The 26,109-nt window shown below is 57.6% G+C and carries 24 protein-coding genes and 1 pseudogene; 17 read left to right on the top strand and 8 right to left on the bottom strand.

Annotation, left to right across the window (positions count from 1 at the left end; translation table 11 throughout):
• Positions 1-86: 86 nt before the first annotated feature.
• Positions 87-206: pseudogene (locus ABD837_RS25050) on the bottom strand (helix-turn-helix domain-containing protein); the annotation flags it as partial.
• Positions 207-588: 382 nt separating this feature from the next.
• Positions 589-2,331 (bottom strand): L,D-transpeptidase family protein, encoded by a 1,743-nt coding sequence (locus ABD837_RS18870; protein ID WP_345057586.1) that lies wholly within the window; start codon positions 2,329-2,331, stop codon positions 589-591.
• Positions 2,332-2,660: 329 nt separating this feature from the next.
• On the opposite strand from ABD837_RS18870, the gene ABD837_RS18865 reads away from it, so the two are divergent.
• The 3 genes from ABD837_RS18865 to ABD837_RS18855 all read left to right on the top strand — a co-directional run bounded on the left by ABD837_RS18865 (position 2,661) and on the right by ABD837_RS18855 (position 6,657).
• Positions 2,661-4,490: a M1 family metallopeptidase gene (locus ABD837_RS18865; RefSeq protein WP_345057583.1), complete on the top strand. Its 1,830-nt coding sequence runs from the start codon at positions 2,661-2,663 to the stop codon at positions 4,488-4,490.
• Positions 4,491-4,589: 99 nt separating this feature from the next.
• Positions 4,590-5,510, top strand: coding sequence for a cyanophycinase (locus ABD837_RS18860; protein WP_345057581.1), 921 nt, complete (start codon positions 4,590-4,592; stop codon positions 5,508-5,510).
• Between the two features lie 160 nt (positions 5,511-5,670).
• Positions 5,671-6,657: an aldo/keto reductase gene (locus ABD837_RS18855; protein ID WP_345057579.1), complete on the top strand. Its 987-nt coding sequence runs from the start codon at positions 5,671-5,673 to the stop codon at positions 6,655-6,657.
• Positions 6,658-6,812: 155 nt separating this feature from the next.
• Here the strand turns inward: ABD837_RS18855 and ABD837_RS18850 are convergent, their stop codons facing one another.
• Positions 6,813-7,793, bottom strand: coding sequence for an isoaspartyl peptidase/L-asparaginase family protein (locus tag ABD837_RS18850; RefSeq protein WP_345057578.1), 981 nt, complete (start codon positions 7,791-7,793; stop codon positions 6,813-6,815).
• 131 nt (positions 7,794-7,924) lie between these two features.
• Between ABD837_RS18850 and ABD837_RS18845 the strand changes: the two genes are divergently transcribed.
• Together ABD837_RS18845 and ABD837_RS18840 are read left to right on the top strand one after the other, a co-directional pair.
• Positions 7,925-8,344 (top strand): DUF3127 domain-containing protein, encoded by a 420-nt coding sequence (locus ABD837_RS18845; RefSeq protein ID WP_345057577.1) that lies wholly within the window; start codon positions 7,925-7,927, stop codon positions 8,342-8,344.
• Between the two features lie 103 nt (positions 8,345-8,447).
• Positions 8,448-9,077, top strand: a complete 630-nt coding sequence (locus ABD837_RS18840; protein ID WP_345057575.1) for an AlbA family DNA-binding domain-containing protein — start codon at positions 8,448-8,450, stop codon at positions 9,075-9,077.
• Between the two features lie 543 nt (positions 9,078-9,620).
• Here the strand turns inward: ABD837_RS18840 and ABD837_RS18835 are convergent.
• On the bottom strand, positions 9,621-11,171 hold the full coding sequence (locus tag ABD837_RS18835; protein WP_345057573.1) for an alpha/beta hydrolase-fold protein: 1,551 nt from the start codon (positions 11,169-11,171) through the stop codon (positions 9,621-9,623).
• A gap of 141 nt (positions 11,172-11,312) precedes the next feature.
• Between ABD837_RS18835 and ABD837_RS18830 the strand changes: the two genes are divergently transcribed.
• From ABD837_RS18830 to ABD837_RS18790, 9 genes are all read left to right on the top strand, one after another.
• Positions 11,313-12,017, top strand: a complete 705-nt coding sequence (locus tag ABD837_RS18830) for an alpha/beta fold hydrolase (protein ID WP_345057571.1) — start codon at positions 11,313-11,315, stop codon at positions 12,015-12,017.
• Between the two features lie 95 nt (positions 12,018-12,112).
• A complete protein-coding gene (locus ABD837_RS18825; protein ID WP_345057569.1) occupies positions 12,113-13,186 on the top strand; it encodes an ATP-grasp domain-containing protein in 1,074 nt (357 codons plus the stop codon).
• A gap of 77 nt (positions 13,187-13,263) precedes the next feature.
• The gene (locus ABD837_RS18820; RefSeq protein WP_345057567.1) at positions 13,264-14,367 is read left to right on the top strand and encodes a carboxylate-amine ligase; all 1,104 of its coding nucleotides are present in this window, start codon (positions 13,264-13,266) and stop codon (positions 14,365-14,367) included.
• A gap of 122 nt (positions 14,368-14,489) precedes the next feature.
• Positions 14,490-15,320 carry a type 1 glutamine amidotransferase gene (locus ABD837_RS18815; protein ID WP_345057565.1) on the top strand — a complete coding sequence of 277 codons (831 nt, stop codon included), beginning with the start codon at positions 14,490-14,492 and terminating at the stop codon, positions 15,318-15,320.
• Between the two features lie 21 nt (positions 15,321-15,341).
• On the top strand, positions 15,342-16,535 hold the full coding sequence (locus ABD837_RS18810) for a hypothetical protein (RefSeq protein WP_345057563.1): 1,194 nt from the start codon (positions 15,342-15,344) through the stop codon (positions 16,533-16,535).
• A gap of 95 nt (positions 16,536-16,630) precedes the next feature.
• A complete protein-coding gene (locus ABD837_RS18805; RefSeq protein WP_345057561.1) occupies positions 16,631-17,032 on the top strand; it encodes a hypothetical protein in 402 nt (133 codons plus the stop codon).
• A 52-nt stretch (positions 17,033-17,084) separates the two neighbouring features.
• Complete coding sequence (locus tag ABD837_RS18800; protein WP_345057559.1) at positions 17,085-17,600, top strand: YkvA family protein; 516 nt, start codon at positions 17,085-17,087, stop codon at positions 17,598-17,600.
• 159 nt (positions 17,601-17,759) lie between these two features.
• Complete coding sequence (locus ABD837_RS18795; RefSeq protein ID WP_345057557.1) at positions 17,760-18,059, top strand: hypothetical protein; 300 nt, start codon at positions 17,760-17,762, stop codon at positions 18,057-18,059.
• A 61-nt stretch (positions 18,060-18,120) separates the two neighbouring features.
• Positions 18,121-18,990, top strand: coding sequence for a DUF1571 domain-containing protein (locus tag ABD837_RS18790; RefSeq protein ID WP_345057555.1), 870 nt, complete (start codon positions 18,121-18,123; stop codon positions 18,988-18,990).
• A 151-nt stretch (positions 18,991-19,141) separates the two neighbouring features.
• Here ABD837_RS18790 and ABD837_RS18785 read toward each other — a convergent pair whose 3' ends face one another.
• Entirely contained in the window at positions 19,142-20,014 is an 873-nt protein-coding gene (locus ABD837_RS18785; protein ID WP_345057553.1) for an SDR family oxidoreductase, read from the bottom strand.
• 178 nt (positions 20,015-20,192) lie between these two features.
• Here ABD837_RS18785 and ABD837_RS18780 point away from each other — a divergent pair, with 178 nt between their 5' ends.
• The 3 genes from ABD837_RS18780 (at position 20,193) to ABD837_RS18770 (ending at position 22,952) form a co-directional block, all read left to right on the top strand.
• Complete coding sequence (locus ABD837_RS18780) at positions 20,193-21,077, top strand: SDR family oxidoreductase (protein ID WP_345057551.1); 885 nt, start codon at positions 20,193-20,195, stop codon at positions 21,075-21,077.
• A gap of 80 nt (positions 21,078-21,157) precedes the next feature.
• Complete coding sequence (locus ABD837_RS18775) at positions 21,158-22,432, top strand: BaiN/RdsA family NAD(P)/FAD-dependent oxidoreductase (protein WP_345057549.1); 1,275 nt, start codon at positions 21,158-21,160, stop codon at positions 22,430-22,432.
• 61 nt (positions 22,433-22,493) lie between these two features.
• Positions 22,494-22,952 (top strand): PA2169 family four-helix-bundle protein, encoded by a 459-nt coding sequence (locus ABD837_RS18770; RefSeq protein ID WP_345057547.1) that lies wholly within the window; start codon positions 22,494-22,496, stop codon positions 22,950-22,952.
• A 138-nt stretch (positions 22,953-23,090) separates the two neighbouring features.
• Here the strand turns inward: ABD837_RS18770 and ABD837_RS18765 are convergent, their stop codons facing one another.
• The 3 genes from ABD837_RS18765 to ABD837_RS18755 all read right to left on the bottom strand — a co-directional run bounded on the left by ABD837_RS18765 (position 23,091) and on the right by ABD837_RS18755 (position 26,028).
• The gene (locus ABD837_RS18765) at positions 23,091-25,124 is read right to left on the bottom strand and encodes a DEAD/DEAH box helicase (RefSeq protein WP_345057545.1); all 2,034 of its coding nucleotides are present in this window, start codon (positions 25,122-25,124) and stop codon (positions 23,091-23,093) included.
• A 280-nt stretch (positions 25,125-25,404) separates the two neighbouring features.
• Complete coding sequence (locus tag ABD837_RS18760) at positions 25,405-25,695, bottom strand: GIY-YIG nuclease family protein (RefSeq protein ID WP_345057543.1); 291 nt, start codon at positions 25,693-25,695, stop codon at positions 25,405-25,407.
• Between the two features lie 138 nt (positions 25,696-25,833).
• Entirely contained in the window at positions 25,834-26,028 is a 195-nt protein-coding gene (locus tag ABD837_RS18755) for a cold-shock protein (RefSeq protein WP_208173229.1), read from the bottom strand.
• Positions 26,029-26,109 lie beyond the last annotated feature (81 nt).

Genomic DNA, 26,109 nt, shown 5'->3' with positions numbered 1-26,109 from the left:
GCCATCATGGGTTCTGCCCCGTTCAGCAACCAAGCCATCGATAAATCGGGCATGGCGCCCAATATGCGCTGCACTACGTCGAGGCTGGGTTTGTTGCGCCCTGAAAGAATGTGACTGATGATGGGCCGGGCTACCCCAATAAGGTCGGCAAATTGGGTGGGAGTCAGCTGACGGCTCTCCAGCAGGGTTCGGATGCGCTCTACCATGAATCAATTTTGATTACAAATGTAGCACGCATTACCTAGACTAGACGAGAAAGAACATGACACCCGCTATGTTACATTTATAAACTGGATTAGTCTGAATTCTGTCTGATAACAATTGTTTTAAAGCACCAGTCCACCCACTTTGAACAAATGTAACGCTGCGGTCTCTAGCCCTTCAGTTCCTTTTAACTCAATTGTAAGTACGGCAACTTTTATCCAGCCTGCCAAAAAGCACTGCCCCTAAATGAGCACAGTCCCTGGTAAAATCTTACTGCTTATGGCGCTGAAGTAAGTGCTCGGGGCACAAAAAAGCCCCGAAGGCTGGTGGCCGTCGGGGCTTAAATAGTAAGCAATGCATCTGCCGAAACCGGCGGAATAAGGGTTAATCGAAGTACTCGCGGGCAAGCTTTTTATCTAGACCGTAGATGTCGTCGCGGAAGTGTGGGCGGCCACTGGCATCAGCCCAGGCGGTGAAATACACCAGGTAGACTGGCAGCTTTTCTTTGAGGGTAACGTATTTTTCGCGGCGCGTGGCGATACTATCGAGGATGGTCTGCTTGTCCCACTCGGGGCGGTTGCGGAGCAGGTAAGTAGCCAGTTTGATGGGCTCGGAGAGGCGCACACAACCGTGGCTGAAGCTGCGCGAACTCTGTGAAAACAACTCGTCGTGCGGGGTGTCGTGCAGGTAAATATCGTTCGAATTGGGGAAAATAAACTTCACGTCACCGAGGTCATTTTTGGGCCCCGGGCGGCGGCGCAACGTGTACTTGAAACTTTCCTGCGTCACGTTGGCCCAGTCAACGCTGGAAGGGTCCACAACGGTGGCTTTGCGACCACTGCCCTTCACCACTTCCATATCGAGGCGGTCGAGGTAATTGGGGTCGGCGACAAGCTTATCGCGCAGCTCATTTTCGATGATGCTGAAGGGTACGTTCCAATAAGGGGACAGCACCACGTACTCCATCTTATCGCTGAAGACTGGGGTTTCGTGCAACACCTTGCCCACGATAACGCGCATATTGAAGGCTTCCTTGTTCTCCTCAATCACATGCAGCGTGTACTCGGGAATGTTCACCAAAAGGTAATTCGGCTCAAATTTTTTGGGCAGCCAGCGCCACCGCTCCATGTTCAGAATGAGTTGGTCGATGCGCGTGCCGATGGGCACATTGAGTTGCTTGAGCGTTTCGCCGCGCACGATGCCGTCGCCCTTAAGGCCAGCATCAGCTTGAAACTGTTTCACAGCCTCCTGCAATTGGAGGTCGTAGGTGAGGGCGGCCACGTCGGCGGGCTGGCCAGGTTTGGCAGCAGTTGCAGTCGGGGCCGATGCTACTTCCCCACCCTGGCTATCGAGTAGCCGCTTGCGCAAGGCGGCGACGGCCGGCGAATACTGACCGGGCTTGATGACAGTATTGGCAGGCAAGGTGGGCCAGCCACCTGCCCTTTCCTGGGCCCGGTAGGTAGCCAGCGCCTTCTTCAACTGGTCGTATTCAGGGTGCAGGGGGGCAAACTCGTAGTAGTTATAGCGGCTTTTGCGCTCGCCCAGAAAGGTAGCAAGCACCTTGTTCAGCTTGATTTTGTTAGGCTTTACCTGCCACGACGTATCCTTTTTGTCGCGCGGGTTGGCTACACCCCGGTAGTAGTCGTTGGCCCACTTCATGTAAGTTCCGGAGAGAGCAATATCAACCTGGCGCTCCAGCGCATTACGACGCACCGAGTCATCCCGAACCTTCTCAAGTTCGGCAAGCATCTGGGATATGTTCTTAATCTGGTAATCTTTAGCATCAAGCCCTTCATCAGCGGCTTTAGCGGTAATATCCTGCAGGCTTTTCACCTGAGCTACCGGCTGATGGTTTTTAAACCAAGCTAATTGGAACTTCCGCTCGCGATAAAAGCGGCGGGCAGGGAGAAGCTGGGCTTTGAAAGCGGGTTCGGCCCGGAAAGCATTTATGAGTTGAGTGCTGTCCATGAGGGGCTGGGCCCCGGCCGCAGAGGTAGCCGATGAATCAGCCGTGGCTTGGCCAGCGGTCTGCTTCTGCGAATCGGAACCGCAGGAGACGAGGGTAATGCTGCCAAGCGCGGCCAGCAGCAGCCACAACAGGGAAGTAAATCGGAGGAGAAATGTCATTGAAGAAAATAAAGGGGCAAGAACTCGCCTCGACCGTAGGCCAGGGTGGGGGTTGTACTGCCAAGCCGCGGGCGGGGTTGCGCCGGGCTGCCCAAGGCAGTGTGGCCGCAAAGTACGCCATTACGCAGCATTGGCGGTGCCCACTCCGCCGGAATCGTGCCAGTTCCGTATGGATTCCTTTATGATAGCTGCATGTACTGCCACCAATACCTCGCCGGGCGGGCAGTTGGGCACTCGTAGCTCCCTTCCAAAAATTTTGGAACCATCAGTTCGACACTTGCTCGCAAGCCGGTCTGTACGCTCACTTCCTTTCGCTAAAACATTTCCGCATGCCCACCCCTGCTGCTCTCACCACTCAACCAATCGACCCACACAGCTACGCCAGCCGCAGCCCGGTACGGGTCCGGCATCTGGCCTTATACCTTACCGTTGATTTCGACCAGCAGAAGCTGGCGGGTACTGCTACCTGGCAGTTGGTCAATCAAGATTCCAACACCGAACTGGTGCTCGATACCCGCGGCCTCACCATCGAAACAGTGGAGGCGCTGGATGCAGCCAGCCGGACCACTCCCACCGTCTTCATGCTGGAAACCGCCGATGACGTGTTGGGCCAAGCTCTGCGCATAACCTTGCCGGCCGGAGCCGTGGCCGTGCGCATTGCTTACCAGACGGAGCCTACCGCGGCGGCGCTGCAGTGGCTGGCCCCAGCGCAGACGGCCGGCACCCAGCCCTTCCTGTTCACACAATCGCAGGCTATTCTGGCGCGTACCTGGCTGCCGTGCCAGGACTCGCCGGGCATCCGATTCACCTACGAAGCCACGGTGCGCGTACCGGCCCATCTACTGGCCCTGATGAGTGCCGAAAACCCGCAGCAACTCAGTCCAAGCGGCGAGTACCACTTCCGCATGGCCCAACCCATTCCGGCATACCTGATGGCCCTGGCTGTGGGCGACCTCGCCTTCGCGCCGCTCAGTGGGCGCACCGGAATCTATGCCGAGCCGGCCACCCTGCCAGTTGCCACGCACGAATTTGCCGACCTCGAAAAAATGGTAGCAGCGGCCGAAGAGCTCTACGGACCTTACCGCTGGGAGCGCTACGATTTGCTGGTACTACCTCCCTCCTTCCCCTTTGGTGGTATGGAAAACCCAAGATTAACATTTGTAACACCGACTATCCTGGCTGGTGACCGCAGTTTGACCAGTTTAGTAGCACACGAGCTCGCCCATTCCTGGTCGGGCAACCTGGTTACAAATGCAACGTGGGATGACTTCTGGTTAAACGAGGGATTTACCGTGTATTTCGAGCGGCGCATCATGGAACATTTGTATGGTCGTGAATACGCCGATATGCTGCAGGTATTAGGAGATACTGCCTTGCGCCACACCATCGCAGAGATTGGTGCCACCAGCCCCGACACCCACCTGCACCTTAACCTAGCCGGACGCGACCCCGACGAGGGCCTCACCGAGATTGCCTACGAGAAAGGCTGCGCCCTGCTTCTCACACTGGAGTCGCTTGTTGGCCGGCCCAAACTCGACACCTTTATTAAGGAGTACTTCGCGCGGTTCAGCTTTCAGGCCATGGACACGGCTACCTTCCTGCACTACCTCCGGGCCGAGCTGCTGGACCAGGAGTCCGGCCTCGAAGCCCGGCTGAACCTGGCTGCCTGGGTACACGGGCCCGGGCTGCCACCCAACACCTCAACGGCAACGTCGAGCCGGTTCGTGGCCGTCGACCAAGTCCTCAGCCAACTCGCAAGTGGCGCGTCGGCCGCGTCCCTCCTGCTGGCCACAGCCGAATGGAGCAGCCACGAATGGGTGTACTTTCTGCACGGGCTGCCTGCTAGGCTCTCGACCGAAAAGTTGGCTGAACTCGACGCGGCGTTCGGCTTCACGAATTCTGGCAACGCCGAAATTCTTACTGCCTGGTTTCCGCATACCCTGCGAACGGGCTACGTCCCAGCCGACGCTGCAGTGGAAAATTTTCTGCGGCACGTGGGGCGACGGAAATTTCTGGTGCCACTGTACCAGTCGTTGCTGGCTAGGCCCAATGGCCCGGCCCGGGCCCGCGCAATTTATCAGGAAGCCCGACCCAACTACCACTCGGTAGCAACCGGCACACTCGATGCGGTACTGGCTGCGCCGCCCGCTCGCCAATAGTTTACGCATCCGGCCCGAACTTTGCCCCGGGCTTTGCTCCCACCCGGCCGCCGCGCTGGGCCAAATCGTTTTGCATCACTCCGTCAAATTCGCTTTCCGTTGAAAACCATCACCCCACTTGGCAAGCTCATCGCCGTGGGCGGCAACGAGGACAAGGGTACGTACCCTAATCCCAAGACCCGCCGCAAGTATTACCTCAACTTTTTCGAGCTGGGCATTCTTAAGCGCATTGTGCTTGAAACTGGCAAGCTCGACCCGCAAATCGAAGTCATAACCACGGCTTCGATGATTCCAGCCGAGGTCGGCCCAATATACACGGGCTCGTTTGCCATGCTCAACTGCCTCAAAGTTGGCATCATGGACATTCGCACGCCCGAAGATGCCCGGCAGCCCGAGTATCTGGAACGCCTGCTCGCCGCCGACGTGGTCATGTTTTCAGGCGGTAATCAATCGCGCCTACGCGAGATGTTCGGCGAAACCGACTTTCTCGACCGCATGATGCAGCGCTACTATGCCGAGCCCAACTTCGTGATTGCCGGCACGAGTGCCGGGGCCATGGCTATGTCGCAGCACATGATTCGGGGCGGCTCGGTACCCGACGCGTTGCTAAAAGGCGCGGTGAAGATGGGCACTGGCCTGGGCCTGCTGTCCGCCGCCATCATCGACTCGCACTTCGTGAAACGTGGCCGGTTTGGCCGACTCATCGAGTCGGTTGCACTGCATCCCAAGCTCATCGGCATCGGTCTGGGCGAAGATACCGGCGTGCTCATCACGGAGGGCAACCTGGTTGAAACCATTGGTTCTAACCTGGTTATCATTCTCGATGGCCACAATATTCAGCACAACAACGCGGCCGCGGCCAAGAAAGGCACTGTGCTTTCTATTGAAAACGTGACGATGCACGTGCTGGCTAAGGGCAACGTGTATGATATGCGCGAACGGAAATTTTACCCGAGCAAAGACGTGCTAGCGCCGGCCGTAACTCCCAGCGTAGTTATCGACATTCCGGCGGTTAAATAAGACAGGCTAGCATCTTTACTTTTCGAAGCCCGCTCATTGCGTAAATGAGCGGGCTTTTGGTTCTATAGTTCCGTTTTTCCGTACGCTTTTTAGCTGCTTGTGACTCACGAGACCAGCGAGGCAACTATTTTCTCCCTTCTTCCAATTCCATTCCAGCTCCATGAACTACCGCAAACTTGGCAAAACCGGCTTCTCCATTTCTGAAATCAGCCTTGGCACCTGGCAGGTGGGCGGCCGTTGGGGCGAGCCATTTAGCCACGCCAATGCCGACCAGATTCTGAACGCCGCCGTCGATGCCGGCATCAATTTCATCGACACAGCCGATGTGTATGGCGACGGCGAGAGCGAAAAAGCCGTGGGCCGGCTGGTACGCTCGCGCTCCGAGCGAATTTTTGTGGCCACTAAGTGCGGCCGCCGCCTGCAGCCCCACACCGCCGATGCCTACCAGCCCGCTGCCCTGCGCCAGTTTGTAGAAGACAGCCTGCGCAACATGCAGCTCGAAACCCTCGACCTCGTGCAGCTGCACTGCCCGCCGACCGACGTGTACTACCGACCCGAAATTTTCGAACTGTTCGACCGGCTGCGCGAGGAGGGCAAAATCCTGAACCTCGGCGTGAGCATCGAGAAAGTGGAGGAAGGTCTGAAAGCCATCGAATTCCCCAACGTCACCACCGTGCAAGTCATCTTCAACATGTTTCGGCAGCGCCCACTCGAGCTGTTTTTCAAAGAAGCCGCCCGGCGCGACATCGGCCTAATTGTGCGGGTGCCCTTGGCCAGCGGCCTGCTCACGGGCAAATTCTCGCCCCAAACCCACTTCGCTCCCGACGACCACCGCGCCTTTAACCGCCACGGCGAAGCTTTCGACAAAGGCGAGACATTCGCGGGAGTCGACTACAATACCGGCCTCGAAGCAGTGGCCGAACTGCAGGCAGTGCTCGGCAACCAGGCCCCGCTGGCCGCCCAGGCTCTGCGCTGGATTCTGATGTTTGACGAAGTGAGCTGCGTTATCCCCGGGGCCTCCAGCCCCGAGCAGATTCTAGCGAACCTGAAGGCGGCAGACTTACCGGCGCTTTCAACCGAGCAAATGCAGGCCGTGCGAGAAGTTTACGACCGTAAAATCCGGCCGCTGGTGCACTACACTTGGTAGGCGGCATCTCCTTTCCCTATACCAAGGACGTCATGCTGAGCGAAGTCGAAGCATCTCTACTGCAATAGTAAAATTGATTACTGCTGCGGTAGAGATGCTTCGACTGCGCTCAGCATGACGTTCTGGTTTGGCTACTTTCTATCCGAGAGGCAAGTCTACTCCTTATATATAGCTACCATCGCCTCCCCTCCTTCGCGGCGGCTGGCGCGGTACATGCCATCCGAGTTGAAGGGCAGCGTGACGTTGCCGGCCGCGTCGATGGCAATGAGGCCGCCCTCGCCGCCCACCGGCGCAAGCTTATCCTGCACCACAATGCGGGCAGCTTCTTCCAGGCTCAGCCCCTTGTATTCCATCAGGCAAGCGATATCATAAGCCGCCACTGCTCGGATGAAATACTCGCCGTTGCCGGTGCAGCTAATGGCACAACGCGCATCGGCCCAGGTGCCGGCCCCGATGAGCGGTGTGTCGCCGATGCGCGAGTAGCGTTTGTTGGTCATGCCGCCGGTGCTGGTGGCGGCGGCCAGGTGGCCGTGCAGGTCGCGGGCTACAGCGCCAACCGTACCTTTCTTCCAGTTGGGGTCTGCGACGCCAGTGAAAGTGTCGGGTTCGCTGAGTGGGGCCTCCGGCACGGGGCGGGCCTGGCTATGGTCGAGGCGCATGCGACCTTCGCGCAGGGCTTCCTGCAATTGATTATAGCGGTGCTGGGTGAAAAAATATTCGGTTGGCTGCAGCGGCAGGCCATATTCGAGCGCCAGTTCGTCGGCCCCAGGATAGCCCAGCAGGACGTGCTCGGTTTTCTCCATCACCAGCCGCGCCGCGCGAATGGGGTTTTGCACCTTGCGCACGCCGGTTACAGCCCCGGCCAGCTTGTTGTGGCCGCTCATCAGGGCCGCATCCATCTCGTGGTGGCCCTCGTGGGTGAACACAGCTCCGCGGCCGGCATTGAAGAGGGGGCAGTCTTCGAGGCTGCGCACGGTGGCTTCCACGGCATCGAGGGCGGCGGCCCCATCGCGCAGCAGGTCGTGGCCAATGGTGAGGGCAGCCTCGAGGGCGGTGCGGTACTGCTGCTCATCGGCGGGCGAGAGGGAAGCGCGGGCAATGGTGCCGGCACCGCCGTGGAGGGCGAGGGCGTACATATATATAAGGAGTAAAAAAGCCAGGAAAATGTACCTGCAAAGGTAGCCGGAGGGAACGGCGGCGGGGCCGCTTGCGTTTTTTTTCGTAGGTTTGATGTTCAAGTCTACACATACAAAAACACCCCATTATCATGGCATACGACGTAACCGGCCGGCTGCACGAAATATTTGACGAACAGCAGGTAAGCGAGAAGTTTCGCAAGCGCGAGTTCGTGCTGGAAGTCCAGGACGGCCAGTATCCCGAGCATATTAAGTTTCAGATGGTTCAGGACAAAACCAGCCTCATCGACCCTTTCAAAATGGGCGATGAAGTGAAGGTGACCTTCAACCTCCGCGGCCGCGGCTTCAACAAAAACGGCCAGATGCTGTACTTCACCAACTTGGAAGCCTGGAAAATCGAGGCTGCTAGTGCTGGCAACTACGGCGGTGGTGGCGGTGGCCAGCAGCAAGCGGCTCCCCGCCCTGCTGCTCAAAACCAGAACCCCACGCTGCGCGCTCAGCCTTCGGCTGCTCCTATCGCCAGCGACGACGACAACGACCTGCCCTTCTAAGGCCCAGCGTTTGCCGCAGTAGCTTTAGACTGTAACTGCTAGAAATGCCGCTTCTGTTCGTCAGAAGCGGCATTTTTTATGTCCCGTTTTCGTATAATACGACATGGATTTACACGAGCTGATTGCACGGGGCGAAGGCGAGGAGTTGGAGTTCAAACAGAAAACCACGCATCCGCATCGCATTTCGCGCACGCTGGTTTCGCTGGCTAACACCCGCGGCGGGCGGGTACTGGTGGGCGTCGACGATGCCGGTCGGGTGCTGGGAGTGCGCGACGCAGAGGAAGAACTTTTTGTGTTGCGCGACGCGGCCGCCCACTACATCGAGCCGCCGCTGACGGACCTCCGCTTCCGCGAGGTAGAGGACGAAGCCGGCCGCACCGTCATTATCGTCACCGTACCGGAGAGTGAGCACAAACCCCACCGCGCCCTCGTGGGGCCCGACGACTGGCGCGGTTACGTGCGCGTGCGCGATGCCAGTGTGCAAACCAGCGGGCTCACCGAGAAGCTGCTGGAACGCCAGCAGCCCGAGTCACGCTTCGAGACAATCCCTCTCAACAAGCAGGAGTTGGCGGTTATCGACTACCTCAAATCGCACCCGCGCATTACGCTGGCCCAGTACATGAAGCTGGTGAATTTCGGCAAGCGCCGCGCCTACCAAACCCTGATTAAGCTGGTGCTACACGGTTACATCCGCCACCATGACAAAGAAAAGGAAGTTTATTACACCCTCTAACTACAGTTCATTGCTGGTGCCGCTCAAACGCTTCGGCTACCATTATGTGTACCTGACAATAAAGGGAAGTTTTCAGGTTAGGGTCAAGCCCCTCGCCTCTATATACTACATCAACAAATCTATCGACATCTGACGGTGGGTTGTTTACAATTCGCTTTATCAATGGCGACGGCAAACAAAATCCTAATTTCAGACACAAACTGGAGAGCAAGTTTTCTATCTCCTCCTCACGAAGCTTTATTCTCATTTGAATAAGTTTATAAAAAGGAAATGCCTTCGCAGTTTTAAAACTGCGAAGGCATTTCCTTTAGGTGAAACCGGAACTATTCCTGCTTGCGGGCGCGGGCTACTTTCTTCTCGTCTTTCTCCGCCTTTTTTTCTTTGGTAGTCTTAACAGGTTCTTTCTTTTTTTCTTTGCGGGCATCCTGTGCTTTGGCCATGAGTGAAAAGCTGTTATGGTGAGGGAATAGGTGTCGAGGATTTCAACGCACGGCTGTGCCGGCGTGTTGTGACGGGCGAAGGTAGATACTTTAGCGAAAATGCTTACAAAATGGGCAGATACCGCTCGCGGATGATGTTGAGGTGGTGGCGCTCGTGGCCGGGAATGATGTAGAGCAATGCCCGCACCGTAGCCGGGCCGCCATTTGCAGTGCCACGCCGGCCTAGCTGCTCCTCGGTAAAGCTGTCGAATAAAGCCAAGGTTGCGGCCCGCACAGCATCGTACTCAGCCAACAGATTGGCCACGGAGCGGGCGTTAGCGTTGCTGTGGGCCACGTAATCATCCTGTTCGAATCCGTGCAAATCCTGGCTATCGCCCCGGGCAAAGCGCAGGGCACGATAGGCGAATATGCGCTCACTATCAATCTGATGCAGTAGCATCTCCTTTAAGCTCCATTTGCCATCAGCGTAAGGCTTTTCAGTCTGCTCCTCATTCAGGCTGGCAAATACGGCGTGGATTTCCTGCGGCTGGCTGCGCAGGGCCTCGCGCGGGTCCTGGTTAGCAGGAATCTGGTTGATGTAGCCCAGGGCGTAGGGCAGGTAATCGCCTTCAGCGGGACGAGTGAGGGTCATAGGTTGGCGAAATGAAGTGGGAGAAAAGGCAGTAGCTGCTGCAACTTGAGGAACATAATTTTCGTTGGGCGGCAGCACCAGCGGCACTACCCGGGCCGGAGCCGAGGCGGTGGGCAGCAGAATTTCGGGCGCCAGATGCGGGTCCAGTTGCAGGCGCACCACAGGCAGCGGAGCCAGCTGGCGGCCCGCGCCTCCCTCCTTCCCAAAGGCCCAGCACAAAAAGTCCGGCATCACGCGCCCCCAGGTATCGGGGTGATGGTGGCCGCCCTCTACCTGCACGTAGCGCAGCGCGCGTTGCGGGTCGAGGCCGCTGCGAATGAGTTCTTCAATTAAATCGAGGCAGTCTTCAATGGAGTCGATAACGCCGTTTTCATTGCGGTCGCTGCGTTCGTCGAGGGTGCCGCTTTGCAGCCAGAAGCGGTGGCTGGCGTGGACCCGGCGGGCCCGCACAAGGCCGTGCATGATGCGGTCGGCGGGGGTATAGCCGGCCTCCACGGCCCGCTGCCGCCACCAGAACGAGCCCGAAAAGGCCCCGGCGCGGGCAAAAACTTCCGGGTAGTGCCATACCATGTCAACCGCCGACAAGCCCCCGAGCGAGAAACCAGCCATCACAGCCAAGGCTGGGTCCGCCGAAGCGTGGTACCGAGCCTGGGCAAAGGGCAGCAGCTCGCTGATGACAAATTCGGTATACGCATCTGCCAAGCTACCGCGACCATTAAAATCGGGGTGTCCGGCCGTGCCGTACTCTTGCACGCGTTGCTCGTTGGCATGCGGCGCAACTACTACAAAAGGCTGCAGGGCCCCGCTGGCATACAACATATCGAGCGTGGCTTGCAGGTGCAGGCGCTCCAGGTCCTGCCCGTCGTTGAGGTAAAGCACCGGCAAGGGGCCGGAACCGACGGGGCCGGGTGGCAGCAGGATGCTCAGCTCTACTTCGCGCCCCAGGGAGACAGAAGGCAGCACTTCTCGGCACAAGCGGGTGCCGACAGGCTGAGCAGTGGACGGAATGTGGTCAGCTAGCATCGAACAAAGTAACGCAGGCGGGCGGAGTTCGTACTTGCTTAGGAATATTAACGAAGCCGTTATCACGGGTCCGTTTTTTCTTGACTAGTTTGCCACGCCGCCACAGGGGTGGTGGTAAGCTCCTCCTTAACCCCAGCTCTCGTGCAGGAACAACATCGCCGCTTCTACTCGCATCATTTGGGCCAGGACATTGACATGCTGGTATTTGGAACCTGGGGCTACCCGGTGGTCATCTTTCCCACTTCGGGTGGCCGCGAATACGAAGCCCGCGACTTCAACCTCATCGAGGCAGTCCGCCCGCTGGTCGAGGCGGGCCGCGTAAAACTCTTCTGCATCGATAGTATTGATAAACACTCGTGGTACGCCAAGCACCTCGAACCGCGTATTCGGGTGCAGAACCACGTGTTCTACGACCGGTTTTTGAGCGAGGAGCTGGTGCCCATGCTGCAACAGGAATGCTACGTGGATAAAATTGCGGTGGCCGGGTGCAGCTTCGGTGGCTTTCACGCGCTCAACTTCGCGTTTCGCCACCCCGACCAGGTCGCGCACCTGTTCACGATGGGGGCGGCTTTCGACATTCGCCAGTTCGTGGACGGCTACCACGACGACAACGTCTATTTCAACAACCCGCCCGAATACGCTCCTGGCGCGCACAGCGAGCATTTCCAGTGGATGAACATCATCCTAGGCACGGCTGAGCACGACTTCTGCAAAGCCGCTAACTACGACATGGCCCGCATCCTGAGCGAAAAAGGTATCCAATACCGGCTCGATGTCAAGCCTCACGGCAGCCACGACTGGCCAGTGTGGCGCGAAATGTTTCCGGAGTATCTAAGCTCCATCTAGCTGTCGGGGGTTCGATGTCGGTTGTTAGTCCATACTGCTCCACCGAACTTCTGTCAACTACCACCGAATTACTAACAACCAAAATACCCTTTCGCATGAAAAAAATTGGCATCCTCTTCGGGCAGGAAAACACCTTCCCCCAGGCTTTCGTCGACCGCGTGAATGAAAAAGCGCCTGCCGACATCCGGGCTGAGTTCGTGCAAATCGACCAAGTGGAACAGCACGTCGCCACCGACTACGCCGTTATCATCGACCGGATTTCGCAGGACGTGCCCTTTTACCGCGCCTACCTGAAAAACGCCGCCCTGATGGGAACAGCCGTAATCAATAACCCCTTCTGGTGGTCGGCCGATGAGAAGTTCTTCAACAATGCCCTGGCCGTGCGCCTGGGCGTGCCGGTGCCCAAAACCTTGCTCCTGCCCAGCAAAGAGCGCCCCACCGACACCAGCGAGCGCAGTTTCCGCAACCTGAACATGATGGACTGGGACGCGGCCTTCCAGCACATCGGGTTCCCGGCCTACATGAAACCCCACTCGGGTGGTGGTTGGAAAAGCGTGTACAAGCTGCACGGCCCCGAAGACTTTTTTCGGGCCTACGACGAGACCGGCCAGTTGGTAATGCTATTCCAGGAATCGGTGGAATTCACGGATTACTTTCGCTGCTATTGCATCGGTGGCAAAGACGTGCTCATCATGCCCTACGAACCCCGCAACGAACCGCACCTGCGCTACGCCACCGAGATGAAAACGACGGGCGAGGCCGGCAGGAAGCTGCTGGCCACCATGAAAGACTACGTGCTCAAGCTGAACCACGGCCTTGGCTATGACTTCAATACCGTAGAGTTTGCCGTCCGCGACGGCATTCCGCTGGCCATCGACTTCGGCAACCCTGCTCCCGACGCCGACGTGAACTCGGTGGGCCAGCAAAATTTTGAGTGGGTGGTCGAAGCTGCCGCTAACCTGGCCATTGCCCGTGCCAAAGCCCAAAAGCCCGGCCAGGACAACCTTACCTGGGGCACTTTCGTGCACCCCACAGCCGCCCGGGCCGCGACGGCAGTAGCTACCAAACCGGCTGCACCCAAAGCAGTAGCGGCCAAAGCGCCAGCAGCAGCCAAGGCCCCGGCCAAAGCTGCGGCGGCACCCAAAAAACCGGCTAAAAAGGCTGAATAGCCTAGCCGAGGCGCATTTTCTACCTCATTGCCTGCCCGGCTACTTTCATAGCCGGGCGGGTTTAGCTCCCGCTGTATATGTCGCTCCCAAAGTTCACCCTTGGTATTGAGGAAGAGTTCCAGACCATTGACCCTACCACCCGGGAGCTGCGTTCGCACCTGTCGCAGATTGTGGAGGGCGGCCAGATAACCCTGCATGAGCAGGTAAAGGCTGAAATGCACCAGGCCGTGGTAGAAGTGGGTACCACCATTTGCCACAACATCACCGAAGCGCGCGGCCAGGTGCTCATGCTGCGCCGCCACGTGATGGAACTGGCCGACCAGCAGGGCCTGAAAATTGGCGCGGCTGGTACACACCCCTTTTCGCGCTGGCAGGAACAGCCCATCACCCCCGATGCCCGCTATGACAAGATTGTAGAAGAATTGCAGGAGGCTGCCCGCTCCAACCTTGTGTTTGGAATGCATGTGCACATCGGCATCGAAAACCGCGAAATGGGCGTGTATATGATGAACACGCTGCGGTATTTTCTGCCGCATTTGTTCGCGCTCAGCACCAACTCACCGTTCTGGGAAGGCCGCGAAACGGGCTATAAATCGTTTCGCACCAAGGTATTCGAGCGTTTTCCGCGCACGGGTATCCCAGGCTTCTTCCACAGCGCCAGCGACTATGACGAGTTTATTGCCCTGCTTATTAAAACCGGCTGCATCGACAACGGTAAGAAGATTTGGTGGGATTTACGCCTGCACCCCTTCTTCGATACCATCGAATACCGCATCTGCGACATGATGCTGCGCGCCGACGAAACTATTTGCGTGGCCGCCATTATGCAGGCGCTGGTAGCCAAAATCTATAAGCTGAAGATGCAGAACCTCAATTTCCGCATCTACCGCAGCGCCCTGGTGAAGGAGAACAAGTGGCGCGCCGCCCGCTACGGCATCGACGGCCGCATGATTGATTTTGGCAAGCAGGAAGAAGTACCCACCCGCCAGCTCATCTTGGAATTACTCGATTTTATTGACGACGTAGTAGATGAGTTGGGCAGCCGACATGAAGTGGAATACGTATTAAAAATGATGGAAATGGGCACCGGTGCCGACCGTCAGCTCCAGGTGTTCCGCGAAACCGGCGACCTGCACCGCGTAGTCGATTTCATCCTGCAAGAAACCGCTCACGGCCTGTAAATCTGGGCCATCAGCCTTAACTTTGACCTGCCAACGCCCGCCTTCCGGTGGGCGTTGCTTCTTTTCGGTGAGGCGCGAGTCTGTTTTATTGACCGCTATACCGAAGCATTTATTGATTGATTATGACAAAGCCGATTCGAATTGCTATCCTGGATATGTATAATAACGTGGCCAACGAAGGCATGCGCTGCATCCGGCAGTTGCTGCAACGCAGCGCCACGGAGTTAGGAGCAGAATTCCAGGTCGACACTTTTAATGTGCGGGCCGAAAACCAATTGCCGGGCCTCGACTACGATGCCTACATTTCATCTGGCGGCCCGGGCAGCCCGCTAGAGTCCGATGAGCCTTGGGAAGCCCGCTACTTCGCCTTCATCGACGCGCTGCTGCTGCACAACCACAACCAGCCCGTAAAAAAGCACCTGCTCCTGATTTGCCACTCCTTCCAGTTGGTTAGCCGGCACCTGGGGCTGGGCGAAGTTGGCAAGCGCAAATCAACTTCCTTTGGAGTGCTGCCGGTGCACCTCACCGCTGCGGGCGAAGCTGAGCCGGTGTTTGCGGGGCTGCCCGAGCCGTTTTACGCCGTCGACTCGCGCGACTACCAGCTTACCGAGCTGCACACCGAGCGCTTGGCGCAACTGGGTGGCAAGGTGCTTTGTCTCGAAAAAGAGCGCCCACACGTGCCCCTGGCGCGGGCCATCATGGCCATTCGCTTCACGCCCGAAATCCTGGGCACGCAGTTTCACCCCGAAGCCGATGGCGAAGGCATGCTGCGCTACATGCTAACCGAGGAACGCAAGCAGCAGGTCATCACGGCCTATGGCGAGGCCAAATACGGTGAAATGGTGCGCCTGCTGGCTGACCAGGGCACCATCGAATACACCGAATCTATTATTCTGCCTACGTTTTTGCGACGGGCGCTGGCCCGTCTGGTCCCCGCGGCTGCGCTCGCGTAGCCCCGCCTCTGCTCCTTTCCTATGATTTCGGAACCCCGCCGCCACTACAACGCCGCCTTCTCGCCCGCCCGTTACCAGGAAATGCTGGCCGACATCGACCGCCAGCTGCCCAACCAACTCGATTTTCGGGTGGCCGAGTCGCCGGTTTTTGTCCCGGCTGGGTTGCGCGATAAGCTGGTTGCAGCCGGCGAGAGCATCATCGACGTTGTTGAGCAGCCCGACTTCCTGGCCCGTACCGAAGCTGCCATACCCGCGCACCAGCGCGTGCCCGGCAACGAAGGCCGCCCCGAGTTCCTGACTTTTGACTTTGCGGTATGCCGCGATGCCGACGGCGAGCTCGAGCCCCAGCTGATTGAGATGCAGGGGTTCCCTTCGCTCTATGCCTTCCAGAGTTGGCTGCCGGGGGAGTTTGGCCGCTTCTTTCCCATTCCCGATTCGGTGTCGCCGTTTATCGAAACAACCGACTTTGCCAGTTACTGCGAGGAAATGCGCCAGTTCCTGCTAGCAGATGAGCTGGCCGAAAACGTGGTGTTGCTGGAGTTGTTTCCGGAGCGGCAGAAAACCCGAGTCGATTTTGCCCTCACGCGTCAGCTCTGGGGCATCGAGTCGGTGTGTCTGACCAAGGTACGCAAGCGTGGCCGCGAACTTTTTTATGAGAAAAATGGCCGCCTGGTGCGAATCAAGCGCATCTACAACCGCATTATTTTCGATGAGCTGGCCCGCTACCCTGACCTCGAAACCGAGTTTCACCTCACCGATGCCGATGTGGACGTGAACTGGGTGGGCCACCCCAACTGGTTTTTCCGCATCAGCAAATTCACGCTGCCGCTGCTGAGTGGGCCATTTGTACCGCCCAGCTTCTACCTGAACGAGTTAAAAACCTACCCGGCCGACCTCGAAAACTACGTTCTCAAACCCCTGTACTCGTTTGCCGGCGCGGGCGTACGCCTGCACATCACTGCCGCCGACCTTGATGCGCTGCCCAACAAGCAGCACTACCTGCTGCAGCGCAAGGTGCAATACGAGCCCGTGGTGCAGTCGCCCGATGGGTTGGTGAAGTGCGAAATCCGTCTGCTCTACATCTGGTCGGCCGGTGCTGCGCGGCCTCGCCTGCTCACCGGCCTCAGCCGCCTGAGCCGCGGCGAGATGATTGGCGTCGACTTCAACAAGGACAAAGACTGGGTTGGCGGCACCACGCCCCTGTTCGAGCGTTAATCACTTTTACTATGAGGTCTCTTTCATTGCTTTGCCTCGCGCTACTGCTGTATTCCTGCGCAAACTGTGGTTCGGCACCTTCCACCGCGCATTTAATGCTCCTTGATGCAGCAATGAAATCAAGCAATAGTAAGAACAGCAAGGCGAGGGTTTTCACCTACTACTCTGACGGGAAAGTCCACCAGGACACGTTGGTTGACTACCGGGGCAGGCTACCAACCCATAGTCTGGTTGACTCCGTCACGGGTGTTCGATTTATTATCGACAGCCTGCGCATTAACATTAGCGCCATTGATAAAAGCGGGAAACTGCTCTGGAAGACTGACCCGCAAACAGATGCCCAACTGATGAAATACCGGGTTGAGCGGCCAACCATCGTTTATTTCGGCTGGTGCACTAGCTACCGCAAAGGGGAGATATGCATCACCTACGAGAACTCCCAGTTTGGCTCTCTGAATAAGGAGACGGGCGCTTTCTTCATGATGGGGCAAGATTAGCTTTCCGCTAACCTTCGCTTTTGACTTGCGTAAGTGCCTGAAAAAACTCACTATGTCAACTCTTGCCGAAAAAGGCTTCCAGCTCTCCAAAAACGCCGTCTTCAACGTCTTCATCGGCCGCGCCACCAAGCTACTGGGCAAGCCGTTCAGGGTAGTGGCCCTGCTCAACGAAACCGCCGACAAGCTCGCCAGCAAGGACAGCCAAGACAATAAATTCAAGCAGCTCTTCGATGTTGGCGCCACGTTGGTGCGGCTGGTGCGCAACTACGTAAGCGGCGACTACCGTGAAGTGGCTTCTGGCACCATCATTTCGGGGTTTGCTGTATTGCTCTACGTGCTTTCGCCTATCGACTTGGTGCCTGATTTTATTCCGGTTCTCGGCTTCCTGGATGACTTGAGCTTGATTAGCTGGTTCCTGGGCAAGTTTCAGGATGAGATTGCCAAGTACCGGACGTGGGAAGACACCCGCCACCTTGCCGTAGCCGGCGCTGCTCGCCCCGACGCAGCTGCCCGCCCCGCTACCGGCGATGCCCAGCAACCACTCATAGCAGAACTCGGCCACTCGTAAACCAACCCGCCTGGGTACCGATATTTACTGCCCCGCCTGGCCCCGCTGGCCGGCGGGGCAGTTTATTTTCTTCTGAGTTCGCGCCCTGACACATTCCGGCGCTTGTGTATTTCTACTGCGATGCCAGCTACGCGCGGGCCGTCTGTCCGCTTGCCACTTATGCCCACGTTTGTCGTTTCAATTCAACTGCCGGAGTCGTTCGACGACGAATTTATTGCGCTGATTCCGCGCCATCGGGATTATATCAACCGGCTGTTAAACGAAAAAATTGTTGAAACCTATGCCATCAACAGCGACCGGACCAAGGGCTGGGTTACGATTAACGGCGACGACGAAGCGGCTGTGCGCGCCGTAGTTGAGCAGTTTCCACTTTACCAGTTTATGCATGGCGTGGAAATTGATGAGCTGTTTATTTTCGACACGGTCGCCTCGCGTTTTCCACACATCAGCCTGAATTAATATTGTAGCGCGCAACAGCATTTGTCCGCTCGCCACAGTCCTTTCGGTTTTCCTTTCTTTTATGGTTGCGATTTTCGCTTCATTTCGTCCGGCCCTGCGCTGGGCGGCACCGCTGGCTTCGGCCGCAATACTGGTAGCGGCCACGCCGGCTACCGCCCCCATCACCACCGAGCAGCTCACCGTGCGCATGGGCACCGCCATTGAGGGACTAAAGTACCTGCGCTGTACGGTGAAGGCTCAGGAGCGTGTCGAGGGCACCATTCATCAGGCCCGCAGCATCATGAAAATTGCCTACAAGCCGCTGCGCATCTATATCAAAAACCAGAAAGGTGTGGAGGTGCTGTGGGTGGCAGGCCAGAACAACGGCGACGCCTGGGTGAACCCGGCAGCTTTCCCCTACGTCACGCTCAACCTCGACCCCAAAGCCAAGCTCATGCGCAGCAACCAGCACCACACGGTGCTGCAAGCCGGTTTTGGCACTATTTCCGACCTGCTCCGTACTACCGGCCTGCGCCAGGACCTGTCGTTCAGTCGCTCGTTCAAATACGTGGGCGACAGCACCGTGCAAGGCCGTCCCAACCACGTGCTGCGCTCCGACTATCCGCAGTTCCGCTACGTATCCTACAAGGCCGGTGCCAACGAGACCATTGCTTCGGTAGCGGAGCGGTTCGGCTGCGGCGAGTTCCGCATTATCGAACGCAACAACCTCACTATTGGCGATAAAATCCCGACCGGCAAAGTGCTGCAGGTGCCGAATGCCTACGGCCGCCGCACCATTGTCTGCATCGACCCCAAAACCTACCTGCCTACCGTGGTACAGGTGAACGACGACAAAGGCTTATTCGAGAAATTCGATTTCTCCGACGTCGTGCCCAATCAGCCCATTCCGGTCGAGGAGTTCAGCAAAGGCTATAAGGCCTACAAATTCTAACCCATTGATTGGATAGTTTTGCGAGTTTGCTCAGACCATATTCCACCAATAAAAAGAGGGGTGCTCAGCTGAGCACCCCTCTTTTTATGTATCTAAAGCAACGTAATCTGCTGTTTTAAGCAGAACCACAAAGAGCTTTTCGCGCTGCAATCTAGCGGCGCATGGTTTTCTCGATGTGGTCCCACATGTCGGGAGTCAGCATTTCGAGCTTGTTGAACTCGCCGGCCCCGTTTAGCCACTCGCCACCGTCGATGGTGACGACTTCGCCGTTCACGTAGGCCGAAAAATCCGACACCAGGTAAGCGGCCAGGTTGGCCAGTTCCTGGTACTCGCCCACGCGCTTGAGCGGTACGCTGCCGGCCGGGTCGAGCTTGCTGGCCAGGGGTTCGGGGAAGAGGCGGCTCCAAGCCCCTTCCGTTGGGAACGGACCAGGCGCAATGGCATTAGAGCGAATTCCGTACTTGGCCCATTCAACGGCTAGTGAACGAGTCATGGCCAGTACGCCTGCTTTGGCAGCCGCCGAAGGCACCACGAAGGCCGACCCTACCGATGCATACGTTGTGACGATATTGAGGATGGTGCCGGGCTTTTTATCGGCAATCCAGCGTTTGCCCACGGCCAAGGTGCAGTTATAGGAGCCGCGCAGCACAATGTCAACAATCACGTCAAACGCCTTGTGGCTCAGGCGTTCGGTAGGGCTGATAAAATTGCCGGCAGCATTATTTAAAAGCACATCGACGCCGCCAAATTCCTGAATGGTGCGTTCCAGCATCGCTTCCACTTCGTCGTACTTGCGCACGTCGCAGGCAATGGCCAGCACCTTGCCACCAGTTTGCTGGCGCAACTCATCGGCCGTTTTTTCCAGCACCTCCAGTTTTCGGCTCGTGATGGTAACATTGGCTCCCAACTGTAAGAAGTAGGTCGTCATGGCCCGGCCCAGGCCGGTGCCGCCGCCGGTCACGATGATGGTTCTGCCGGCCAGCGCGTTATCGCGCAGCATGGGCTGGGTGTAGGGTGCGTTCATGCGAGAATGGGGAATGAGATGAAGGGTGGGCGCACGTGCCAAAGGCCGAAGGTACTAGACGAACCCGTCGAATAGCCATAACAGGCCCAGCAGCCCGGAAATAGGCACTTTATGCGATTAAATATAGGGAACTCATAATTTTTTCGCACCTTCGCAGTTCCAAGCACCTTATTAGAATATGACCAGTTCCATTTCCGGGGGCTCCACGAGCACGGCTTCGGGGGCGGAATTTCCCACCGTGCTCGTGCTGGGTTGCGGCTGGCTGGGCCTGGCCCTGGCCCGCTCACTCGTGCAGGCCGGCCACCGTGTAGTTGGCACCAGCACCACTCCCGAAAACCTCGACAGCATGCGCGCCGACGGCATTGAGCCCCACCTGCTGCGCCTCGGCGCCGACTTCGGTTCCGCTTCCGAAGCGCTGCTGCACCGCCTGCTCGCCGATACCGACGTCCTCGTGCTCAACGTTCCGCCCCGCGCTGCTGCCGCCGGTGCCTACCCTAACCTACTGCGCCCGGTACACCGGGCCGTAGCCGCGGCTGGTACCAGCTGCGTGCTGTTTGTAAGCTCGACCAGTGTATACCCCAACGAGCCGCGCATCATGCGCGAAACCGACGCCATGAGCACTCGCGACGCGGCTTCCGACGTGTTGCGCGCTGAAGGCCATTTTGTGCCGCGCTACGGCCAGTGGAAAAGCACCGTGGTGCGCTTAGGCGGCCTGTTTGGCCCCGAACGTTCCCCGGGCCGCTTCCTGGCCGGCCGGCAGGGCCTCGACCAGGGCAACGCCCCCGTCAACCTGGTACACCTCACCGATGTGGTAGGCGTGCTTTCCGGCATCATTCAGAAAGGCTTGTGGGGCCACACGTTCAACGTGTGCGCCGACCATCACCCCCGTCGACGTGACTTCTATCCGGCAGCGGCTCAGTTTCTGAAGCTGGAATCGCCGGTATTTAAGGACGAGGACGCGTCTGTGGTTAGCGGCAAGACGATTGACAGCAGCTTAATTCGCAGCTTGCTGCCTTATCAGTTTCAGCATGACGACGTGCTTGCTGCGCTGGAACACTGTTAGCAGAAGTTGCCCTTTAGGTTTTTGCCGGTATCGGAGTTGATAGGCCTGCGTTGGCCAATGTGCCGGCGTACCTTTGCACCGTGAAATCAGACGCTGCCGTACTTCCCGTGGCCGTGCTAGGGGGCGGAGCCGCCGGCTTCTTCGGGGCCATTGCCTGTGCCGAAGCCAACCCCGACCAGCCCGTTATTCTGCTCGAAAAAACCGGCAAGCTGCTGGCCAAAGTGCGCGTATCGGGCGGCGGTCGCTGCAACGTCACGCATGCTTGCGATTCGCCCGCCCAACTTACCGCCCACTATCCGCGTGGCAGCAAGCCGCTCAAAAGCGCCTTCCAGCAATTCGGCGTGCCCGAAACCATTGCTTGGTTTGCCAAGCGCGGCGTAGCCCTGAAGACGGAAGCCGATGGCCGCATGTTTCCGACCACCGACTCCAGCGAAACCATCGCGCGAGCCCTTGAAGAAGCCGCCCATGAAGCAGGGGTGCGCATCGTAACCAATACCAGCGTCGACGAAATCCAACCTCATTCTGAGCATGGGTTTTCATTGAAACTTAGCGGTAGCGGCGCCAATCAATTCGGAGGCACGCTAGCTGTCGGCCGTTTGCTAGTCGCTACCGGCGGCAACCCTAAGTCGGTTAATTACGACTGGCTGCGCACGCTCGGCCACAGCATTGCCGAGCCGGTGCCTTCGCTTTTCACCTTTAACGTCCCCAACTCACCCCTTAGTGAGCTAATGGGCGTGAGCGTACCGCAGGCGCGGGTTGTATTGGCTGGCGAAAAGCTGCAATACGAAGGCCCGTTGCTCATCACGCATTGGGGCGTGAGCGGGCCGGCCGTGCTCAAGCTTTCGGCCTGGGGGGCGCGCCGCCTCAGCGAGCTGGGCTACGTAGGCACAGCGCTTATCAATTGGTTGCCAACCCATACCGACGAAACCCTGCGTCCCTGGCTACAACAGTTCCGGCAGGACAACGGCAAGAAGACCGTCGCCAGCAACCCGCTTTTCGGCTTGCCGCAACGCCTCTGGCGCAATCTGGCCGAGCAGGCCGGCATCAGCGCCGAAACCCGTTGGAGCGACCTGCCTGCCAAAACTCAGAACCGCTTGCTCGAACTTCTCCTGCGCACCCCACTCGCGGTGCGTGGTAAAACCACCTACAAGGAAGAATTCGTGACCTGCGGCGGCATTTCGCTCGACGAGGTTGACCTTAAAACCATGCACAGTCGCCGCGTACCGGGCCTTTATTTTGCTGGCGAAGTGCTCGACATCGACGGCATCACCGGCGGTTTCAACTTCCAGGCAGCTTGGACTACTGGCTTCCTGGCCGGGCGCGCCATGGCGGCCATCCCAACAGTAAGTGTGTAACCTTCCACACCAACAGAGAGTAAACAAAGGCATCACTTTCACCTTAAATTACTCTTTCCTCATGGAAGCCAAAGCCACCCAAGCCCTGCTCAACGAACTGGTTGAAACCCTGAAAGACGGCCAGAAAGGCTACGCCGAAGCCATGGTTGACGTACAAGACGCCGACCTGAAAGACACCTTCAAGCATTTCGCCGCTCAGCGTTCGAGCTACCTCAATGAAATCGAGGACCAGATGTTCAAGCTGGACCTGAAGCCCGACACCAACGAAGGTGCCCAAGGTTCCATCACCGGTGCCATTCACCGCACTTGGATTGACCTTAAATCGGCCGTAACCGGCAAAGACCGTCACAGCATCCTCGCCGAGTGCGAGCGCGGCGAAGACTACGCCAAGAAAGCCTACCAAACCGCGCTGAAAGCAGAAGGCCTGCCTTCGGCCTTGAAATCAGTAATTGAAAAGCAGTACCAGGGCGTGGTTGAAGGCCACGACAAAATCAAAGCGCTACGCGACTCGTCGAAATAAGTAATACCGACTTTTCGTAAGTCATCTCAATAAAAAAGGCCGCTCAATTGAGCGGCCTTTTTTGTACCTAACGATTTCACCTATACAAATACATAATCTGGATAACCCAGTTTCACCTAAATGATATAACGGATAGGGCTATTCGTCGAAGCTTTCGTTGCGGGGAGTACGGGGCGCAGGGCGCGTATCGTACTCGCGGGGCGTACCGTAGCTGGGCTTGTTGCCATAGCTGGGCTTGTCACCGTAGCTCGGGCGGTTGCCGTAGCCCGACTTGCCGGTGCCGCCTTCGCGACGCTCGCCACCACCGTAGCTGGGCTTGTTGCCGTAGCCGCTGCCACCATCACGGTTGCCTTTGTAGCCGCCACCGTAGCTGCTGCCACCTTCGCGACGCTCGCCGCCGCCGAAGCTGCCACCACCGCGGTTACCGCCTTTGTAGCCGCCACCGTAGCTGCTGCCACCTTCGCGACGCTCGCCACCGTTGAACGGACGACGCTCGCGGTCGCCACCGAAGCCGCCGGGACCACCCGTGCCGCCGGTACGGTTGAAGCCTTCTTCCTTAGCTGCGCCTTCCTGCACGGGAGTCGCGATGCTGAAGCTAACCGGCGTGCCCTGGATGCTGGTGCGGCCCAGCTTGCCCACAATCTCATCGGCGTATTCCGACGGCACTTCCACAAAGCTGAACTTGTCGTAGAGGGCGATGTCGCCCACTTTGGCACCGGTCAGGTTGCTCGATTCCGAAATTAGGTCCACGATGTCGCGGGGATGAATCCGGTCCTTCTTGCCCATGGTCACGAACAGACGGGTGTAGCCGGGGCGAGCCTGGCCGGCTGCCTTGCTGGCGTCGAGGCTCTGCTGAGCACTCTTGTCCTCCTTCATGGTCATTTTCAGCAGCGCGGCGGCGATGTCGAGCGAAGTGATTTCCTCGCTCTGGTCGAGCAGGCGCTGCACGCGGCCCACGTACTTCTCCAGGTTGCCCTTCTCAACGATTTCCTTAATCTGGTTCAGGAACAGCGTGGTTTTCACTTCCGATACGTCGGCAAACGACGGCACCTGCTCCAACTTAATCTCGGCCTTGGTGAAGCGCATGATGTCGCGCAGCTTGTAGATGTCGCGGCCGCTCACAAACGTGAAGGCTTTGCCCGATTTGCCAGCGCGGCCCGTGCGGCCGATGCGGTGCACGTAATATTCTTCGTCGGCCGGCAGGTCGTAGTTCACGACGGCTTCCACGTTGTCCACGTCGATACCGCGAGCAGCTACGTCGGTAGCAACCAGCACTTCGATGGTCGACTTGCGGAATTTATCCAGCGTGTTCTGGCGCTGCTGCTGGCCCATGTCGCCGTGCAGGCCCTCGGCGAAATAGCCTTTGGCTTGCAGGTCCGACACGATTTCGTCCACCATGCGCTTGGTGTTGGCGAAAACGATGGTCGACTTCAGGTTGAACATGTCGAGCAAACGGCTCAATACGTCTTTTTTCTGGGGGCCGCGCACCTCGTAGTAGCTCTGCTCGATGTTGGTCACCGTCATCGTCTTGTGGTTCACCTTCACTACCTGCGGGTCGCGCTGGTACTTCTTGGTGAGCTCCATGATGGGCTTGCTCATCGTGGCCGAGAAGAACACCGTCTGGCGCTCCTTCGGCATCTTGCTCAGAATGAATTCGATGTCGTCGCGAAAGCCCATGTCGAGCATTTCATCGGCTTCATCCAAAATGATTTTGGTGGTATTTTCCAGCTTCAGGGTGCCACGCTCGATGTGGTCCATGATGCGGCCGGGGGTACCGATAACAATCTGCACACCACGCTCCAGGGCGCGGAGCTGACGGTCGTACGGGCTGCCGCCGTAGATGGGAACTACCATCAGGCCACGCTTATACTTGCCCAGCTTCTGGATTTCGCCCGAAACCTGCACCGCGAGTTCGCGGGTGGGGCAGAGCACCAATACCTGCACGTCTTTGCTCTCGGTATCGATGTTATCGATGGCGGGAATGGAGAAGGCAGCGGTTTTGCCGGTACCCGTCTGGGCTTGGCCGATAACGTCTTTGCCGGCGAGCAGCACGGGAATAGCAGCAGCCTGAATGGCCGAAGCTTCCTCGTAGCCCATCTCGGTGATGGCGCGTTGTACTTCCTCGGAGAGGTTCAGTTCGTCAAAGCGAACTACAATTTTTTCAGCTTCCATGATTGGAGTTGATAAGGGGAAAAAGAGACTTAGCTCTGAAAACAGCCGTACTCAGCGACGTTTCCCCTCCTTCTACCTTGTCACAATCAGGCGGGAAAAAACAACCAAAAAACTATGCGGCCAATGCGTTAGCGCCACTCTCGGGCTTGCGCGGACTTGGGCCGTCCTCAAATGCGGGTGCAAAGGTAGGATTTTTATTTTGAAAAAGCTAGGGAATATTTAAGAATACTAGGTGAACGTCATGCAGAGCGCAGCGAAGCATCTTTACCGCTTCGTTGATTTAACCTTCCCATGTTTCCAAATCAATCGCTTTCCAATCAGGATTGAACGCAGCAACCAGCGCATTTTTCTTGGCACGTGACCAGCCTTTCAACACTTTCTCACGGGAAATAGCCTGTGCAGCATCAGGCAGTTGCTCGAAGTAGACGAGCAAATCAGCTTGGTAACGGCCAGTGAATTTACTGGCATCGCCCCGGCCCGTACTGTGCTGATATAGCCTGCGGGCGAGGTCATTGGTTACGCCGATGTACAGGACAGTAAGGCCAGTATTGGTGAGGATGTAGACGTACATGGTAGAAGGTTGGGCTGTTCTACGAAGCGGTAAAGATGCTTCGCTGCGCTCTGCATGACGTTCTAGATTCCGTTCTGATGGCACAAAAAAAAGCCCACCAGAGGCGGGCTTTCTTAGAGTTGCAAAGCTGCGGCTGAATTAAACCAGCGATACTTTTACTGCGTTCGGGCCTTTTTTGCCTTGAGCTACTTCGTATTGAACTTTGTCGTTTTCGCGAATCGAGCTAACTTGTAGGTCGCTGATGTGAACGAAGATATCTTCGCCAGTTTCGTCGTTTTTGATGAAACCAAAGCCTTTGGTGTCATTAAAGAATTTTACCGTTCCGGTTGCCATTGTGGTTGGTTGTGGAGTTTCCCTAAGCGTTTGGGCCACCGTGGCTTGATGTCTTAGGTTGCGTCAAAGATAGGCAGAAAT

Origin of the sequence: Hymenobacter glaciei (genome assembly GCF_039539585.1) — a bacterium.
Lineage (GTDB): Bacteria > Bacteroidota > Bacteroidia > Cytophagales > Hymenobacteraceae > Hymenobacter > Hymenobacter glaciei.
Note: the sequence above shows the minus strand (reverse complement) of the source record. Positions and strands in the feature narration are given on the sequence as shown.